This window comes from Chitinophagaceae bacterium, assembly GCA_016710165.1.
Lineage (GTDB): Bacteria > Bacteroidota > Bacteroidia > Chitinophagales > Chitinophagaceae > Ferruginibacter.
The window spans coordinates 1-13,013 of record JADJLJ010000008.1 but is presented as its reverse complement, the minus strand read 5'-3'; the positions used below and the strand labels follow the sequence as shown (position 1 = coordinate 13,013).

At 35.1% G+C, this 13,013-nt stretch carries 27 protein-coding genes; 9 read left to right on the top strand and 18 right to left on the bottom strand.

The annotated features are described in order from the left end of the window. Positions 1-295: 295 nt before the first annotated feature. The 12 genes from IPJ02_17825 to IPJ02_17770 all read right to left on the bottom strand — a co-directional run bounded on the left by IPJ02_17825 (position 296) and on the right by IPJ02_17770 (position 4,850). The gene (locus IPJ02_17825; protein ID MBK7377336.1) at positions 296-1,000 is read right to left on the bottom strand and encodes a hypothetical protein; all 705 of its coding nucleotides are present in this window, start codon (positions 998-1,000) and stop codon (positions 296-298) included. Then, positions 972-1,997 carry a glycosyltransferase family 2 protein gene (locus IPJ02_17820; protein MBK7377335.1) on the bottom strand — a complete coding sequence of 342 codons (1,026 nt, stop codon included), beginning with the start codon at positions 1,995-1,997 and terminating at the stop codon, positions 972-974. Before IPJ02_17820 ends, IPJ02_17825 begins: the two co-directional genes overlap by 29 nt. 3 nt (positions 1,998-2,000) lie before the next feature. Continuing rightward, positions 2,001-2,285: a hypothetical protein gene (locus IPJ02_17815; protein ID MBK7377334.1), complete on the bottom strand. Its 285-nt coding sequence runs from the start codon at positions 2,283-2,285 to the stop codon at positions 2,001-2,003. A gap of 10 nt (positions 2,286-2,295) precedes the next feature. Next, entirely contained in the window at positions 2,296-2,520 is a 225-nt protein-coding gene (locus IPJ02_17810) for a hypothetical protein (protein MBK7377333.1), read from the bottom strand. Between the two features lie 41 nt (positions 2,521-2,561). Next, on the bottom strand, positions 2,562-2,702 hold the full coding sequence (locus IPJ02_17805) for a hypothetical protein (protein MBK7377332.1): 141 nt from the start codon (positions 2,700-2,702) through the stop codon (positions 2,562-2,564). Next, complete coding sequence (locus IPJ02_17800; protein ID MBK7377331.1) at positions 2,699-3,025, bottom strand: hypothetical protein; 327 nt, start codon at positions 3,023-3,025, stop codon at positions 2,699-2,701. Before IPJ02_17800 ends, IPJ02_17805 begins: the two co-directional genes overlap by 4 nt. A gap of 2 nt (positions 3,026-3,027) precedes the next feature. Next, a complete protein-coding gene (locus IPJ02_17795; GenBank protein ID MBK7377330.1) occupies positions 3,028-3,255 on the bottom strand; it encodes a hypothetical protein in 228 nt (75 codons plus the stop codon). Positions 3,256-3,350: 95 nt separating this feature from the next. Beyond that, positions 3,351-3,569: a hypothetical protein gene (locus tag IPJ02_17790; GenBank protein ID MBK7377329.1), complete on the bottom strand. Its 219-nt coding sequence runs from the start codon at positions 3,567-3,569 to the stop codon at positions 3,351-3,353. A 22-nt stretch (positions 3,570-3,591) separates the two neighbouring features. Beyond that, positions 3,592-3,810, bottom strand: a complete 219-nt coding sequence (locus IPJ02_17785) for a hypothetical protein (GenBank protein MBK7377328.1) — start codon at positions 3,808-3,810, stop codon at positions 3,592-3,594. A gap of 5 nt (positions 3,811-3,815) precedes the next feature. Further along, on the bottom strand, positions 3,816-4,454 hold the full coding sequence (locus tag IPJ02_17780; GenBank protein MBK7377327.1) for a recombination protein NinG: 639 nt from the start codon (positions 4,452-4,454) through the stop codon (positions 3,816-3,818). Continuing rightward, on the bottom strand, positions 4,451-4,639 hold the full coding sequence (locus IPJ02_17775; GenBank protein ID MBK7377326.1) for a hypothetical protein: 189 nt from the start codon (positions 4,637-4,639) through the stop codon (positions 4,451-4,453). Before IPJ02_17775 ends, IPJ02_17780 begins: the two co-directional genes overlap by 4 nt. A gap of 4 nt (positions 4,640-4,643) precedes the next feature. Next, a complete protein-coding gene (locus tag IPJ02_17770; protein MBK7377325.1) occupies positions 4,644-4,850 on the bottom strand; it encodes a hypothetical protein in 207 nt (68 codons plus the stop codon). 543 nt (positions 4,851-5,393) lie between these two features. Between IPJ02_17770 and IPJ02_17765 the strand changes: the two genes are divergently transcribed. The 9 genes from IPJ02_17765 (at position 5,394) to IPJ02_17725 (ending at position 10,205) form a co-directional block, all read left to right on the top strand. Then, the gene (locus IPJ02_17765) at positions 5,394-5,672 is read left to right on the top strand and encodes a hypothetical protein (protein MBK7377324.1); all 279 of its coding nucleotides are present in this window, start codon (positions 5,394-5,396) and stop codon (positions 5,670-5,672) included. A gap of 444 nt (positions 5,673-6,116) precedes the next feature. Continuing rightward, complete coding sequence (locus IPJ02_17760) at positions 6,117-6,557, top strand: hypothetical protein (GenBank protein ID MBK7377323.1); 441 nt, start codon at positions 6,117-6,119, stop codon at positions 6,555-6,557. A 39-nt stretch (positions 6,558-6,596) separates the two neighbouring features. Beyond that, a complete protein-coding gene (locus IPJ02_17755; GenBank protein MBK7377322.1) occupies positions 6,597-6,770 on the top strand; it encodes a hypothetical protein in 174 nt (57 codons plus the stop codon). Positions 6,771-6,912: 142 nt separating this feature from the next. Continuing rightward, positions 6,913-7,527, top strand: coding sequence for a bifunctional DNA primase/polymerase (locus IPJ02_17750; GenBank protein ID MBK7377321.1), 615 nt, complete (start codon positions 6,913-6,915; stop codon positions 7,525-7,527). Positions 7,528-7,619: 92 nt separating this feature from the next. Continuing rightward, complete coding sequence (locus IPJ02_17745; protein MBK7377320.1) at positions 7,620-8,042, top strand: hypothetical protein; 423 nt, start codon at positions 7,620-7,622, stop codon at positions 8,040-8,042. A gap of 32 nt (positions 8,043-8,074) precedes the next feature. Beyond that, the gene (locus IPJ02_17740; protein MBK7377319.1) at positions 8,075-8,794 is read left to right on the top strand and encodes a hypothetical protein; all 720 of its coding nucleotides are present in this window, start codon (positions 8,075-8,077) and stop codon (positions 8,792-8,794) included. A 162-nt stretch (positions 8,795-8,956) separates the two neighbouring features. Beyond that, on the top strand, positions 8,957-9,154 hold the full coding sequence (locus IPJ02_17735) for a hypothetical protein (GenBank protein MBK7377318.1): 198 nt from the start codon (positions 8,957-8,959) through the stop codon (positions 9,152-9,154). 9 nt (positions 9,155-9,163) lie between these two features. Continuing rightward, positions 9,164-10,015, top strand: a complete 852-nt coding sequence (locus tag IPJ02_17730; protein MBK7377317.1) for a DNA cytosine methyltransferase — start codon at positions 9,164-9,166, stop codon at positions 10,013-10,015. 4 nt (positions 10,016-10,019) lie between these two features. Continuing rightward, a complete protein-coding gene (locus IPJ02_17725; GenBank protein ID MBK7377316.1) occupies positions 10,020-10,205 on the top strand; it encodes a hypothetical protein in 186 nt (61 codons plus the stop codon). Between the two features lie 487 nt (positions 10,206-10,692). Here the strand turns inward: IPJ02_17725 and IPJ02_17720 are convergent, their stop codons facing one another. The 6 genes from IPJ02_17720 to IPJ02_17695 are packed head-to-tail and all read right to left on the bottom strand — an operon-like array spanning position 10,693 to position 12,735. Then, the gene (locus IPJ02_17720; GenBank protein MBK7377315.1) at positions 10,693-11,037 is read right to left on the bottom strand and encodes a hypothetical protein; all 345 of its coding nucleotides are present in this window, start codon (positions 11,035-11,037) and stop codon (positions 10,693-10,695) included. Next, positions 11,034-11,360 carry a hypothetical protein gene (locus IPJ02_17715; protein MBK7377314.1) on the bottom strand — a complete coding sequence of 109 codons (327 nt, stop codon included), beginning with the start codon at positions 11,358-11,360 and terminating at the stop codon, positions 11,034-11,036. The genes IPJ02_17720 and IPJ02_17715 overlap by 4 nt, the downstream gene beginning before the upstream one ends. Beyond that, complete coding sequence (locus IPJ02_17710) at positions 11,357-11,725, bottom strand: hypothetical protein (GenBank protein MBK7377313.1); 369 nt, start codon at positions 11,723-11,725, stop codon at positions 11,357-11,359. The genes IPJ02_17715 and IPJ02_17710 overlap by 4 nt, the downstream gene beginning before the upstream one ends. Further along, complete coding sequence (locus tag IPJ02_17705) at positions 11,722-12,102, bottom strand: DUF4326 domain-containing protein (GenBank protein MBK7377312.1); 381 nt, start codon at positions 12,100-12,102, stop codon at positions 11,722-11,724. Before IPJ02_17705 ends, IPJ02_17710 begins: the two co-directional genes overlap by 4 nt. 10 nt (positions 12,103-12,112) lie before the next feature. Continuing rightward, positions 12,113-12,319 carry a DUF551 domain-containing protein gene (locus tag IPJ02_17700; protein MBK7377311.1) on the bottom strand — a complete coding sequence of 69 codons (207 nt, stop codon included), beginning with the start codon at positions 12,317-12,319 and terminating at the stop codon, positions 12,113-12,115. Beyond that, positions 12,316-12,735, bottom strand: coding sequence for a hypothetical protein (locus tag IPJ02_17695; protein ID MBK7377310.1), 420 nt, complete (start codon positions 12,733-12,735; stop codon positions 12,316-12,318). Before IPJ02_17695 ends, IPJ02_17700 begins: the two co-directional genes overlap by 4 nt. Between the last annotated feature and the right edge of the window lie 278 nt (positions 12,736-13,013).

The window sequence follows — 13,013 nt, the reverse complement described above, 5'->3', positions numbered from 1 at the left end:
TTAAAATTTCATCTTCTGGTAAATCTAAACAAGCACCATAAAGACGGGAACATTGAGCGTATGTAGCTTCTTTGTGTTCAGGACAATCGAAGTAATAACACTTTAATCCCATATCCTTAGTGTACTGATATATTAATCTTTCTTTGTCGTTGGCAACTGTTTGTCCTTTATTTGTACGTGCATAAAGCATATAACATCTGCACCTAACTTTTGCCAACAGAAAGTTACGATTGGAAGAAAGTAGAGATATTTTGAATCGTAGGTGGAACTTATAATAGCCTTCATAAAATTATTTTTAAGCGATCCCCCCAATAAAAAAAATGCACTTCTTAGCATCCATCCCCGGATTACCTCCGTTATAGTAAGCCACATAGTCTTCATAAAGGAAGCTAACCCCCGCTTTATACAATGCCATAGAAAATGCCGATTGATCTTGCCTTCCAAACTTAAATCTTGGGTCTGCACTTTCGTTTGGGTTATACCCCCTTGAATTTCTGAATAACCCTGCATCACACATTTCTTCCCAATATTCAAATACCTTTTTTCCATTGGGGTTGTCTATGTTAAGTCCTACTATTCCTGTTGCCGTTTCGGGTATTTGTTCGGCTTCATCTCTACTTATCCCAACAGCTGAGAGCAAATTATCTGGGCAAGTTTCTGCACAATTATACCCTGACCTAAAAGCAAATACCCCGTGTTCGTTTATTATATCAAAAATAGGCATTGGATTTTGGATAGCCCAGAAGGAACAATCCAGCCAACAAACAACCTTGTACCCACGCCTAAACGCTTCTCTAAATGCGTATATTTTAAATGCGTATGGGTTGTCATTGTGGCTTGGGCAATTCGGTGGTAATTCATCTCTCCAAAAAATACTATCTCCCGCATAACCATTGAACACAAGACTTTTTTCAAGTCTTTCACTTCCTGCTGCATACCATCCACCTATGCCGCAATTTATAATACAAGGTTTAGTTCCTGTCAAATCCATATCGTTCATTAAAGTTTGATGATTTGTGAATGTAGTGGTATATTGGTTGTTCTATGTGAATTTCAGTTTTCAATTTTGGATAAAGGTCAATAGCCCATAGGTGGTCTTCACCAAACCTTTCATGCTTAACCGGGGTTGCCTTTGCAATTTCGGTTTTAATTACGTCCTTAAAAAACGGTGTTCTGTGGTAGTGAAAACCATCGTGCAATGGATGACTACCTTCACCATACCATCCTGAATATTGTAGGCTATGGTTGCTTTTAAATATCTTACCATCTATATCACAATGTTCTTCGTAGGTAACACAATCTACATCGGGATTGTTTTGTAGTGCTGTTACAATTTGCATAACCCCATCTTTTGCTATCCAATCATCGCTATCCCATTGTACTACATACCTACCTTTTGCACGTTGGTAAAGGTTGTTTCTTTTTTCCCCTATCGTTACTTCTTTCCCCCGATACCCGCAATATTTATATTTACCGCAAATTTTTGCTGCAAGCTGTTCTTCATTGTCACACCACAAACTTTTGTAAGACGGGTGGTAAATGTTTTTACCCCTGAACTCCCACCACTTCCTTCCTGCTATATACATTGTTGCTAAAACATCACGGGCATCTTGATCTGGATAGTGTAACAAACCGTCATAATCCGGGAACCAGTTAAGCATATCCACGCCTATCATTGTATCGAAGCCAAAAATGTTAAAAATCATATCATCCGAGTGGCAAATTAAAATATCGAATGGTATATTTGGCATTGAGCGATTTATTGCGTGTATCTTTGATTCGGATTCACCCCATTGTATTGAAACATTTTTATACCCCATTATTCTGTTAACCACTTCCGCATTATTCATTGTGCTATCATCGGTATCTAAGGTGCAGGCTACATGGAAGTAATCTTTATCGGAAACATTATTTACAATGCTATCTAAGGACTTAAAGAACCTATCTGGTCTTCCCCTACTTGGATATTTGAATAACTTAAATGGAGGTTTATTCATAGATTATTTTTCTTCTGTTTCTACTGTCCAAATATCACCTGCCGGAAACGAACGGCCATCTAACCACTTGCAAGACTTTTTTTGGTAGTTCAGGGATTGCCCTACTCCTTCCGGGAAAAGAACAACATCACCTTTTTTATAAAGATGCTCTACCTCTGTTCCTACTTCTACTATTTCTCCTTTTTCTAATGAAAAGTCAACGGCTATAATTCCACCTTCTGTTACCTTGTGTTCTTCAAGGATTGTTTGGACTATTATTTTTGTGCCTTGCGGTTTTAATTTTACCATATATTTGTTTTTAAATTACGCTGTTGTTATAATCACTCCACCTAAAGTATTTTGTTTTGGTTATTTCTTTTATTGGCTTGTTTTTACTAACGTCCATGAACTTCATATTGCGCCATACTTTTGGTTGGTTAAGCCCCAATATTTCAGCTATCTTGTATGTAGATAACCCCTTATTAAGTAATTCTTTTACTTTCCCTGCCTGTTCTTCGGTAATACTTAACTTCTTTAATGCCAAATTATTAAGTCAATGGTTTAGCGAATATCGGAATTTATACCTTATTTACGTTCAAGTTCTTTGATTTTATCCAGTATCTCTTTTCTCTCAATTTCAGGATGCTTAACATAAGGGTTAGGATTGGTGTATATTTTGGTTAGCCTTTCCCTATACCTTTCTATTAAAGTTTCTTCAGGTGTCATTTTTCAATTTTATCCAAAATCCCTTTTGCTCCCATAACGCCATGATTAAATATAGATTGCATCAATTTATCTATTGTTTTTATTTCGGCTTGTTCATTTGATTCATCTATTGGTATTCTACTTTCCCTAAATATACACTTATCATCAATCCATATTTCGCAAAACCAAGCAGGTTTACTAAACGGCTCTAAAGAACCAATCTTAATCATTGGTAAAAAATAATCGCTACGCTTTAAGCAACTTGTAAAAACAACGGTATGCTTTTCTTTAATAGATAATAATTCAGAAAAAATTTCACACCATTTATTTATATTTTCTTTCATGCTTATTTCTTTTTAATGGTATCTGCTGCTAACTGTTGTTGGATTTGAGGGAATAGTTTTTGAAAGGCGGTCTTTCGTTGGTTTGGACTTACATCATCGGGGGCTACAATACAGTTAACCACTATCTGCCATTCATTAGCAGTTAACTTTGCACTATATTCTTTTTCTGGTTGGGGGAACATTGCAATTCCCAAACCCAACGCTAATATACCAATTAACTTCATTAACATAAATTATTGTTTTAAAAATGATTGTTCTGTGTTAGGTTCTTGTTCTTGCATTGATATTTCGTCTTCTTCTCCTTCGTCTGGATGCCATTTTGTATTCATTGGTTGTTATTTTTATTTTTTAGTAATCTATCTAATTGTTTTTTGGTTATTGTCTTACCCATACCAGCAAGCCCTTCTATGTTGCCATTGGGCAATAACGGTTTTATCCAATACTCACCAAACCCCTTATCTACATAAATACAATCCACACCCCTGTAATAAACTTTATTTTTTACTTCTTGTACACCGCCTATCGTTATTGTAATCCCTTTCATAATTCAGTATTTAAGTATTCAATTAATCAAATAAATCCCCGTCAAGTAAATCGCCTATAATACCTCCCGAAATATCCCCTCCAAGTAATCCTCCAAGTATTGCCGAATCCGTTGTCGCTCCAATAATAGCAGATACTAAAAATGAATCATCTTGACTTACATTAAGAAGCCCAACTTTTTTACAGTCATGGTAGTTTGCATTAGAAGATACATATTCGTTGCAATGTTTACAGTATGGCATATTTTTTAGTTTTGTGAATAATGTTCTATAACGGTTCTTAATTGTTGTTCTGTAATCTTATTTATTTTCCTGTGGGCTAATTCCATTTCTACTACCCATTGTTCCCCTACTTTATCTACTAAAAATTTATGATAGTTTTCATGCTCTTTACCTTTTGGATTAAGGAATTGGCTAAGGTTGCAATAGCTACACCCTGCATGAACATTATCCTCATCCCATCGTAAACTATAAACACCCCTATCAATGAAGTGAAGTGGCTGCACTACTGCTTTACCTTCTTTATCTACTTGTTTTACGTTGTATTTTTTATTGCAGCATGGACAAACAACATCACCGTTCTTATCTGCATCCCTTCTTTTTATTGCATCTCCAAAAGCCTTATCTGCTTCTCTTAATAGTTCGCTTTTACTTTGCGTTGCCTTAACCATTTCTCTATTTCCATCATCTTCAACCGCTAATTTACGAAGATTAGTGTTTTGACGTAGGGCTGCGTTCTTTCTTTGCTTTGCTATTGCTTTTTGTAAAATCGTTTCTTTGGATATATCTGTTCTTAAACTTTGATGCCTTTTACAATAACCAGTTCGGGTTAATTTATCCGTTCCAAAAACCGGATAAGAACAGCCTTGTACTTCACAAAATCTCATACCCAATCTTTTATTTTATTTCTTCTGCTATAAAGAACATAAATAGCGGCTAAAGAAGAACCAATAACAGCCCCCCAAATAGAGCCACCATTAAATAAAACCAATACCCCACCAGTTAAAAAGCCACCTAACAATACAAGAAATAAAAAATACCCTACCCGTGTATTAAATAAAAATCGTATCATAATTTTACTTGTTTAAATCAGTATTAAGTATTTCAGATAGTACTTCTAATTCTTCTGGTTTAAATTTTTCTCTGCCTAATTTTTTTCTGGAAAATTGGCTATCACTCATGAACACCCCCTTATCTTTTAGCTTACCTAATATATGGGTTTGGGTTCTTCCATCCATCCCTTTTTCAATCTTTTCTTTTAAAGATGCTTTCATCTTAGCCATAAATTATTGTTTGGTTATTGGTCAAAGATAATGAAATATTCCAATCTGCAAAAAAATTTTCATTTATTTTTTGGAAATGCCAAAACTCCCCCTTACATTTGTCCTTGTACTGTATTTATGTGGCTCGGAATATTAGTTAGCGGATAATATCCTTGCAAGCCATCACACACGCTGGCCACGTTCGACAAGTAAAAGCAGGGTGAAAGCCCCTACCATAAGTACAGTACATTTTTAAAAACGCAAATGAAGCCCCCTATAACGATAAAGATTAAGACAGATGGAAATGAATTAACTTTTGTAGAAGAAAAGAAGGGGATATATTATTTCAAATACACTAAATCCAAAACTAAGAAAGGCCAAATCTTACCTCTTACAGAAGAACAAGTAAATCAAATACTCAAACATAATGAATAAGACTGAAAAGGCTGTCTGCATTGGTTTTGCAAGGATGGGTGCAGATATTTGCACTATAATAAAAGCATACCCATATTGGGAATATCAACAAGTAGAGAAAATAATTTCTAACCTTAAAAAATAAAAATTATGACACAAACAGCAGCACTTGCAAAAGCATTATTAAATGGTGAAGTAATAAGCATCATGACCGGATTTCGTGATTTTGCTATAACTAATGTTCCAAGAGAAATAGGACGTAGTATTGAGCGTAAATTCGGCGTAATAGTAGATAAAACCCCAACACCATTCAAGTCTAAGCGCAACCCCTCCCATACTGGCGTTTATTATCGTTATCGCTTACCAAAAATAAAAATGAACAGGGAGGGTATTAAAGCCATGAAAAAGTACGTTAAGGAAAATTCATGAAAATAAATTTGGTGAATAAGCTGAGAGTTGTAAATTTGGGGAGAATATTAAAGCATGAGTTAACATATATCAATAATAACCAGTAGCCGATGGTTAGATAACTTTTTAAAATCTTTAAGGAGTAAGGCGGCTACCCGAAACTTAAAGGTTTTTTTATTTTATGGATATAGTATGCAATAAGTGTGGTTTAGTAAACGATTACCACACAATTAAAAAAGCCAATAACCAAGTAGCTTATTGTAATGGTTGTGGTTCCCATTAAAAATATTCCCCACGATGTACCAAAACTTTATGTAGGGAAATACAAGGGCATCCCAATAAACCAAATAGAAGACCTTCAATACCTTAAATGGGCAGAAAGCACACTTAGGCTTACAAGTTCGGTTAAAGCGGCTGTATTGAGCCGTATTTCAAATTTAGAGCATCTTTTAAAGTAATATCCTAATGGCTAAAGACCCGGCTTTTCTCTTTTATAGTCAGGATTTCTTTACTGGCTGCGCTACATTATCGTTTGAAGATAAGGGAAAATTTATTCATCTTCTATGCTTAATGCACCAACAAGGTAGAATGAATGAAGAAACCATTAGGTTTTTGGTAGGTTCTATTTCGGTTAACCTAAAATCTAAGTTTTTGGTAGATGAAAATGGCTTTTGGTACAATAACCGATTGGAGGAGGAAATTAAAAAAAGGAATAAATTTACCAAAAGCCGCCATGACAACGGATTAAAGGGCGGTAGACCACCAAAAAATAAAAAACCATTAGGTTTACCTACGAATAACCATATGGGAAATGAAAATGAAGATTATAAAAATAGTCTTACTAATGGTAATGGTGTATGGTCAGCAGAAAAAAAACTATTCCTAAATGCAGAACAAGGGCAGTAGAAGCAATGTTCGGAATATCAAATTAGTAAAGTTGCATTAATGGGGTACATAGAAGCCTTTTTAAAGCGTATAGATTTACAGGAAGATTTTAAGAGTGAAAAGGAATTAAAAAAGCATTGTGCAAATTGGCTACGGAAAAACGTATCGATTGATAAAACTAAAGCATTAGAAGAAAAAAGGATATTACCAGAAAATTATTTTACTGACGTATGAATTTCCAAGAATTACACAATATCGAAGGTTTACAGTTTATGCCAGTAACGGCAAAAAAACAACCTGTAATTAAGGGATGGCAAACTTTGTCTAAAAAACATAACCTTATAAACTGCGAAGCAGTTGGGTTGGTTTGTGTAAGTTGTCGGGTAATTTAGAAGTAATTGACATTGATGAAAAATATTCGTTAGATGGTAATTTGTTCAAAAATTATAAGCGGATTATTTCAGAAGTAAATAAAGACCTTCTAAAAAAATTAGTTGTGCAAAAAACACCTTCTGGCGGTCATCATTTAATTTATCGCTGCCAACACATAGAGGGGAATTTAAAGTTAGCACAACGATACACTACACCACAAGAAAAAAACCAAACTTATTTAGAAGAAATAAAATCAGGGGCAACAAAAGAAGTTGCTTTAAAGAGAGCAGAAAACGACAAGGTTCGTGTTTTGTTAGAAACAAGGGGGGAAGGCGGTCAGATTGTTTGCTACCCGTCTAAGGGATATGAAATAATTTATGGAGATTATTACAGCATCCACGAAATAACATTAGACGAAAGAGAAACGCTAATAAATATAGCCCGCCAGTTTAATGAAATAATTACAGAAAGCAGACCAGATAAAAAAGTTGAGAACAGGAAGGGGATAAAGGGATTAAGTTCATTTGATGATTACAACGAAAGAGGTGATGTTGTTTCTTTACTTGAAAAGTATGGGTGGAAAATAATATCAAACAAGGGAAATAAAACTGTCTTTTAAGACCGGGGCAAACCTCATCAGCCAGTTCAGGAAATTACGACCACGTTAAAAAATGGTTTAGCGTATTTACAACAAGCACAGAATTTCAACCGATGACAGCTTATTTGCCTTATGCTGTTTATGCAATGCTTGAATGTAAGAATGATTTTTCAGAAGCATCAAAAAGACTTTATGAAGAAGGATATGGCGAACGTAAAGAAGTAGAAAGGCAGATAAATCAAAAAGTCCCGTCTGTTATTAGCCTTATAGATAATGATTATTCTTTTTTAGAAAATTTAGATGAGCATGATGAGTATCTTGAATTAGCAAGAAAAAACTTGTTGCCGAAAGGGTTAAGTACCGGGCTGCCGTCATTAGATAACCATTTTTTATACAAGCGTGGAGATATGGTAATGGTTAACGGTATTGATAATGTTGGTAAAACTTTTGTTATTATTTATCTACAACTGATAGCAGCATTATATCATAAATGGAAGTTCTTTAAAATACAAATAGAACATTATTTAAGCGTCTGATAGAATTTTATTGGGGTAAGAAGATAACCACAATGAACGATGTTGAATTAAAAGTTGCAAAAGATTTTATAAAGCAGTATTTTTATTTTATAAAGTCAGATGAAGACCTTTACAATTACCGGGATATTTTAAATATGGCTAAGAAGGCTTATTCAAAAGTTAGGTTTGATGGCGGATTAATTGACCCGTACAATGGGTTGAAAATCGAATTAACAAACAGTAGTAAATTAAACACACATGAATATCATTATGAAGCAATAAGTGAAATAAAGCAATTTGGTACTAAGTATGATTTTTCTTGGTTTATAAACAACCACGCTGTTACGGCGGCATTAAGAAGTAAAAATGATGATGGGTATCAGAAGGCTCCCGGTAAAGAAGATACGGAAGGTGGTGGTAAGTTTTCAAATAAAGCAGCCCAATTCTTAACCATACACAGGTTAACCCAACACCCTACCGAATGGATGGTTACGGAAATTCATGTAAGAAAGGTTAAGGAAACGGAAACGGGCGGCAGGGTTACCCCAAAAGACAAACCAGTAAAAATAGTAATGAATAAAAACGGCTGCGGTTTTAGTGAATTTATGGGAGTATATGATGATAACGCAACGGATATAATTTATGGCATAGACCCAATTCAAAACTGGCATAATAACTCAAAGCCAACACAACAACAAATAGACTTACCCCCAACAATAGTATCAACTTGGCGACCATACAAAGACGAAAGCGGCGAAGACGTAACCTTTTAAATTTAACACCATGCAAAAGATACCAATTCATTTATACAGACTAATGTACTTGTTTGGTAGGAAAAGAAGTAAGAGGAATAACCTTTGTGTTTTGAAAGGAGGAAAAATGAGTGATGAACAATGGGAAAGATGTAATCAAATATTAAGTGAAATTAAAAAACCATGAAGGCAAAGATAAACCCAAGTCAATTAGAATTTATTTTTGATAATGTAGGAAAGATGAAGCAGGTGGATATAGCAAGGATTGTTGGGGTAAGCCCACCAGCAATAAATAAAATACTAAGACCCAAAAAGAAAGGAGTAGTAATTGATGGGTACTTCGATATTGATAAGGAATATAAAAAATATTACAATATTTAATGGATATTTATGAATGTGTTAAGTTTGTTTGATGGGATTAGTTGCGCTCAAATTGCTTTGAATAAAGCAGGGTTTAAGATTGATAAATATTATGCCTCTGAAATAGATAAAAACTCTATTAAGGTAACAATGGATAATTACCCGAACACGATACAATTAGGCAATGTAAATGATATTGATTTTAAAAGCCTAAAAAAAATAGACTTTTTATGTGGTGGAAGCCCTTGCCAAGATATAAGCAACTTAAATAAAAAGAAAGAAGGATTAAGTGGGAGCAAGTCAAAACTGTTTTATAAGTTTTTAGAAGCAAAAGAAGTTCTTAACCCGAAATGGTGGCTATTGGAAAACGTACAAGGAACCGATACGAATATTATTACCAAAGAACTTAAAAGGCGACCACTAAGATTAGATAGTAATTGGGTAACTCCACAAAATAGAAATAGGCTTTATTGGACTAATATACCCGTAAATTCATTGCCCACGAGAACTAAGTTGAAATTGAAGGATATTTTAGAACCGACTGTAGATAAGAAATATTACCAAACAGAGGCTTGGAATAATTGGTGGCTGGTTAATAAAGAATTTCAACTATCAAAATCTTATAGCACTTTAAACGCTGATAAGGCTGGATGCTTAACTGCAAGAATGTATGCTTCTTGGAATGGGAACTTTATTCAGGATGAATTTGGCATAAGAAGATTAACAATAGTTGAATGTGAAAGATTGCAAACAATACCCGATGGCTACACAAAATCAATTTCAGATATAGCATCTTACAAAGCATTGGGTGATTGTTGGACTATTGATATTATTGTACATATTTTAAACCACATAAAAGATACTATAACTACTAAAAATTAAAACTATGACAAAGGATTTCCCATGTATGGATGATAGTCCACTAAATAATGGCTTTTATTACAGAGATGAAGATGAAATGGATGATAATTGGGGATTGGAAGCCAAAACCTTCATTGAGGACATAGAATTTGAAGAAATAACCGTAGTTAACCAAAATGATGGGGCTATGAACTGCCAAAATACCGATTAAAACGCATTACAGCCATTTTAAGCCACTTTCTCACAAGATAAGTAGGTTTGTATGGTTTTGGAATTAAACAGCCTTAAAACGTCTTAAAATGGCTCAACCAAGTATTAGAGAAATATATAAAGGGTATGAAATAAGGAAACATTCGGGCAACATAGGTGGCTACACCAGCTTTTTCTGCATCTTTAAGGACGGGGTAAGAATATCCCAAATTTGCCTTCATACCATCAAAGCCTGCAAGAACGTAATTGACACCCACGAAAGGTTCATCGAAGAAAACGCAATGCCCATTACCATCCAATAAAAAAAGCCACCAATTACGGTGGCTTTAAAGTAATGAGATACAATATATAAGTGCCCCTATAAGGCATATACACAATAATATATAAGATACCCAATCAAAAAGTTTACTAAATTCTATTTTCATATTGCTATCGTTTATTAGTGATTAATTTGCCAACAAATACGGTGGACTTTCCCCCTGAACTAACTATTTTGATTGTTGATTGTATTGCTGAATGTAGCTTACTACACTAAGCCATGTTGATAGCAATGGGGAAGATGCAACTATTTTTTCATGCCCAGCAAATTGTGTATAGGTATTACAGTTACCAAACACTAATCTGAAAGGCCCATCTGTAAAAGCTATCTTCTCCACTACTGGCATAAGCCAGTCCCATGATGAGTGGTATTTTAATTCATTCTCAAGCATACTTAACTTTCCTTCCTTCCTAAATACCCCTTTTATATTATTAAGTTTACTATCTGGTTCAAACGTATAACCATCAAATTCCGCAATAAGTTTATTTCCTTCAATTACCTGTTCTTTGTTCATGGTTGGTTGGTTTGGTTGTACCATTGGATGAATTGAATGACTGCTTTGTGGATATACTTTAAATCCATGAGCATATAAGCCTCTGTTAATTGATTAAGCTGTTTATATAACCCTTCTATATTTTTAAGCTGAAATATTTTTATCACTACCGGCATAAGCATATTCCAGTTTGAATGGTATTGCAATTCATCTATGGTATAACCATTTTCGCCCCATTGATACGCATCCATCATACCAATAGATTTTACCATAACCCGGTATGGCTTACCTCCCATAAATTCCGCAATAAGTTTATTCGCTTCAATTACCTGTTCTTTGTTCATGGTTGGTTGGTTTGGTTAAGGTATTCGGTTTCGGTGGCGGGAAGATAGCAATTCGTTTCAAAAACAACTGCAATAGAAATATCGCTGTAAGCTATACCGTTCAAGTAATTAATTCTGTACACTCTATCCGGAAAATGAAAATTGTCTGGCGTTTTTATACACTTAACATACTCTGGCATATCCTTTACATCCCTGTCCTCCCACCATTCAAGGCGGCGGAATATTACAGGGGAATATTTAGGATGCCACCCAGTAAATTTATCAGGGGTTACAATATCCCCTGATTGGTAATTATTAGATGGATACCACGGTGTACTTACTAAATACCTCGGTTTCAAAAGTTCCTGTATGTTATCTTTGTTCATGGTTTTTGATTTGCAAGTTTTAATAAAATGTCTGCATGGCATGGTTTAGTTTCCCCGCACCAGCAGCTTAAATTTTTACCTCTTAATTCAGAAGCGTCCGATTCACCCCAATATATTGCAAAGCACTTAACAGCATCTTTGATGGCATCGTGTTTGCTTTCGTATGCAGGGCGGCAATTTTCTACAAGTATTTGAAAACAATCTTCCTTACTTGTTTTTACACCGTAAAGCATTTTTCCTTCGTGCAAATACATTTCTTCAACTCTAAATGGATTACCCCACTTCGTTGGTCTACCCACATAAACAATCGGAAGCCCATTTGGACTAACCTGTTCACTTTTCCGGCTTCTTTGTATTCTAACTGGTTCTTTGTTCATATCTTTCTTTTTAACGGTTACTTGGTGGGGGTGGTAAGGGACGCCAATGGGTGACATCTATTGGCTTCATCATATAACTCCAAAACATTTCTGTTGCATCTTCATCGTTAGCAAATCCATAATACACAATAAAAAAACTTTCAGGTGGGCCAAGAAACGAATGATTAGTAACGCACGCTAAATACAAACCTTCGTTATCTGGTAACGCATTTCTCACATCAACCCATCCATCCTCCATTGCAGATACGGGTGCTGGTTTATTTTTGTAAATGAAGTCAGCACATTCTTTCCAGTTCCTATAAACAGGCAATCTTTCGCTTTCATTACTTTTGACAGATCGGTCGGATGATAATTTATTCCCCAACTTAAATTAACTGCGTAAACACCATCCAGCTTATCTACATCCATTAATGCAGCATCGTTTGCAGATACTGGTGGGGTGGATGCCGGGGCTTGCTGTGAGGCGTATTCCCGCTCTGCTTCGAGAAGGGATCTTGCTTCTGCAATTGCTGTCGTAATCATAGCATCAGCCTCTATCCCGTATTTACCGATTAACGGCTTGATTCGGTCAATCAGTTCACCCATAGGTGTCAGCTTCTTATCGGGCTGGCCGGACGTTGGTGTTGTGTTCATGGTGCTATTTTTTAAGTTGTCTATGAATTCTATTAACCAAAAGTGTTGCCTGACGTTCGGCATCATTACAGTTTTTGTATGTCTTTAATATTTTTGATTCATAGTTATACGGACACAATCGGAAGTTCTTAGGAACCATCCCAATCTTTTTCCCGATATAATACCATACCCATCTAATATAAGTTTCCCAATTTTCTGCACCATTAAATACTATACCAAAATAATGGGCTTTGTCAAGATAGCTATACCGATATGATAATTCTATTGTCATGTTAACT

What these genes read in the sequence shown, in the direction of transcription:
- IPJ02_17695 (MBK7377310.1), bottom strand. Translation starts at nt 12,735, where the DNA reads ATGAACACAACACCAACGTCCGGCCAGCCCGATAAGAAGCTGACACCT.
- IPJ02_17825 (MBK7377336.1), bottom strand. Translation starts at nt 1,000, where the DNA reads ATGAACGATATGGATTTGACAGGAACTAAACCTTGTATTATAAATTGC.
- IPJ02_17730 (MBK7377317.1), top strand. Translation starts at nt 9,164, where the DNA reads ATGAATGTGTTAAGTTTGTTTGATGGGATTAGTTGCGCTCAAATTGCT.
- IPJ02_17745 (MBK7377320.1), top strand. Translation starts at nt 7,620, where the DNA reads ATGACAGCTTATTTGCCTTATGCTGTTTATGCAATGCTTGAATGTAAG.
- IPJ02_17815 (MBK7377334.1), bottom strand. Translation starts at nt 2,285, where the DNA reads ATGGTAAAATTAAAACCGCAAGGCACAAAAATAATAGTCCAAACAATC.
- IPJ02_17725 (MBK7377316.1), top strand. Translation starts at nt 10,020, where the DNA reads ATGACAAAGGATTTCCCATGTATGGATGATAGTCCACTAAATAATGGC.
- IPJ02_17785 (MBK7377328.1), bottom strand. Translation starts at nt 3,810, where the DNA reads ATGCCATACTGTAAACATTGCAACGAATATGTATCTTCTAATGCAAAC.
- IPJ02_17705 (MBK7377312.1), bottom strand. Translation starts at nt 12,102, where the DNA reads ATGAACAAAGAACCAGTTAGAATACAAAGAAGCCGGAAAAGTGAACAG.
- IPJ02_17755 (MBK7377322.1), top strand. Translation starts at nt 6,597, where the DNA reads ATGGGGTACATAGAAGCCTTTTTAAAGCGTATAGATTTACAGGAAGAT.
- IPJ02_17765 (MBK7377324.1), top strand. Translation starts at nt 5,394, where the DNA reads ATGACACAAACAGCAGCACTTGCAAAAGCATTATTAAATGGTGAAGTA.
- IPJ02_17790 (MBK7377329.1), bottom strand. Translation starts at nt 3,569, where the DNA reads ATGAAAGGGATTACAATAACGATAGGCGGTGTACAAGAAGTAAAAAAT.
- IPJ02_17715 (MBK7377314.1), bottom strand. Translation starts at nt 11,360, where the DNA reads ATGAACAAAGAACAGGTAATTGAAGCGAATAAACTTATTGCGGAATTT.
- IPJ02_17760 (MBK7377323.1), top strand. Translation starts at nt 6,117, where the DNA reads ATGGCTAAAGACCCGGCTTTTCTCTTTTATAGTCAGGATTTCTTTACT.
- IPJ02_17735 (MBK7377318.1), top strand. Translation starts at nt 8,957, where the DNA reads ATGAAGGCAAAGATAAACCCAAGTCAATTAGAATTTATTTTTGATAAT.
- IPJ02_17780 (MBK7377327.1), bottom strand. Translation starts at nt 4,454, where the DNA reads ATGAGATTTTGTGAAGTACAAGGCTGTTCTTATCCGGTTTTTGGAACG.
- IPJ02_17775 (MBK7377326.1), bottom strand. Translation starts at nt 4,639, where the DNA reads ATGATACGATTTTTATTTAATACACGGGTAGGGTATTTTTTATTTCTT.
- IPJ02_17800 (MBK7377331.1), bottom strand. Translation starts at nt 3,025, where the DNA reads ATGAAAGAAAATATAAATAAATGGTGTGAAATTTTTTCTGAATTATTA.
- IPJ02_17740 (MBK7377319.1), top strand. Translation starts at nt 8,075, where the DNA reads ATGAACGATGTTGAATTAAAAGTTGCAAAAGATTTTATAAAGCAGTAT.
- IPJ02_17710 (MBK7377313.1), bottom strand. Translation starts at nt 11,725, where the DNA reads ATGAACAAAGATAACATACAGGAACTTTTGAAACCGAGGTATTTAGTA.
- IPJ02_17820 (MBK7377335.1), bottom strand. Translation starts at nt 1,997, where the DNA reads ATGAATAAACCTCCATTTAAGTTATTCAAATATCCAAGTAGGGGAAGA.
- IPJ02_17720 (MBK7377315.1), bottom strand. Translation starts at nt 11,037, where the DNA reads ATGAACAAAGAACAGGTAATTGAAGGAAATAAACTTATTGCGGAATTT.
- IPJ02_17770 (MBK7377325.1), bottom strand. Translation starts at nt 4,850, where the DNA reads ATGGCTAAGATGAAAGCATCTTTAAAAGAAAAGATTGAAAAAGGGATG.
- IPJ02_17795 (MBK7377330.1), bottom strand. Translation starts at nt 3,255, where the DNA reads ATGTTAATGAAGTTAATTGGTATATTAGCGTTGGGTTTGGGAATTGCA.
- IPJ02_17805 (MBK7377332.1), bottom strand. Translation starts at nt 2,702, where the DNA reads ATGACACCTGAAGAAACTTTAATAGAAAGGTATAGGGAAAGGCTAACC.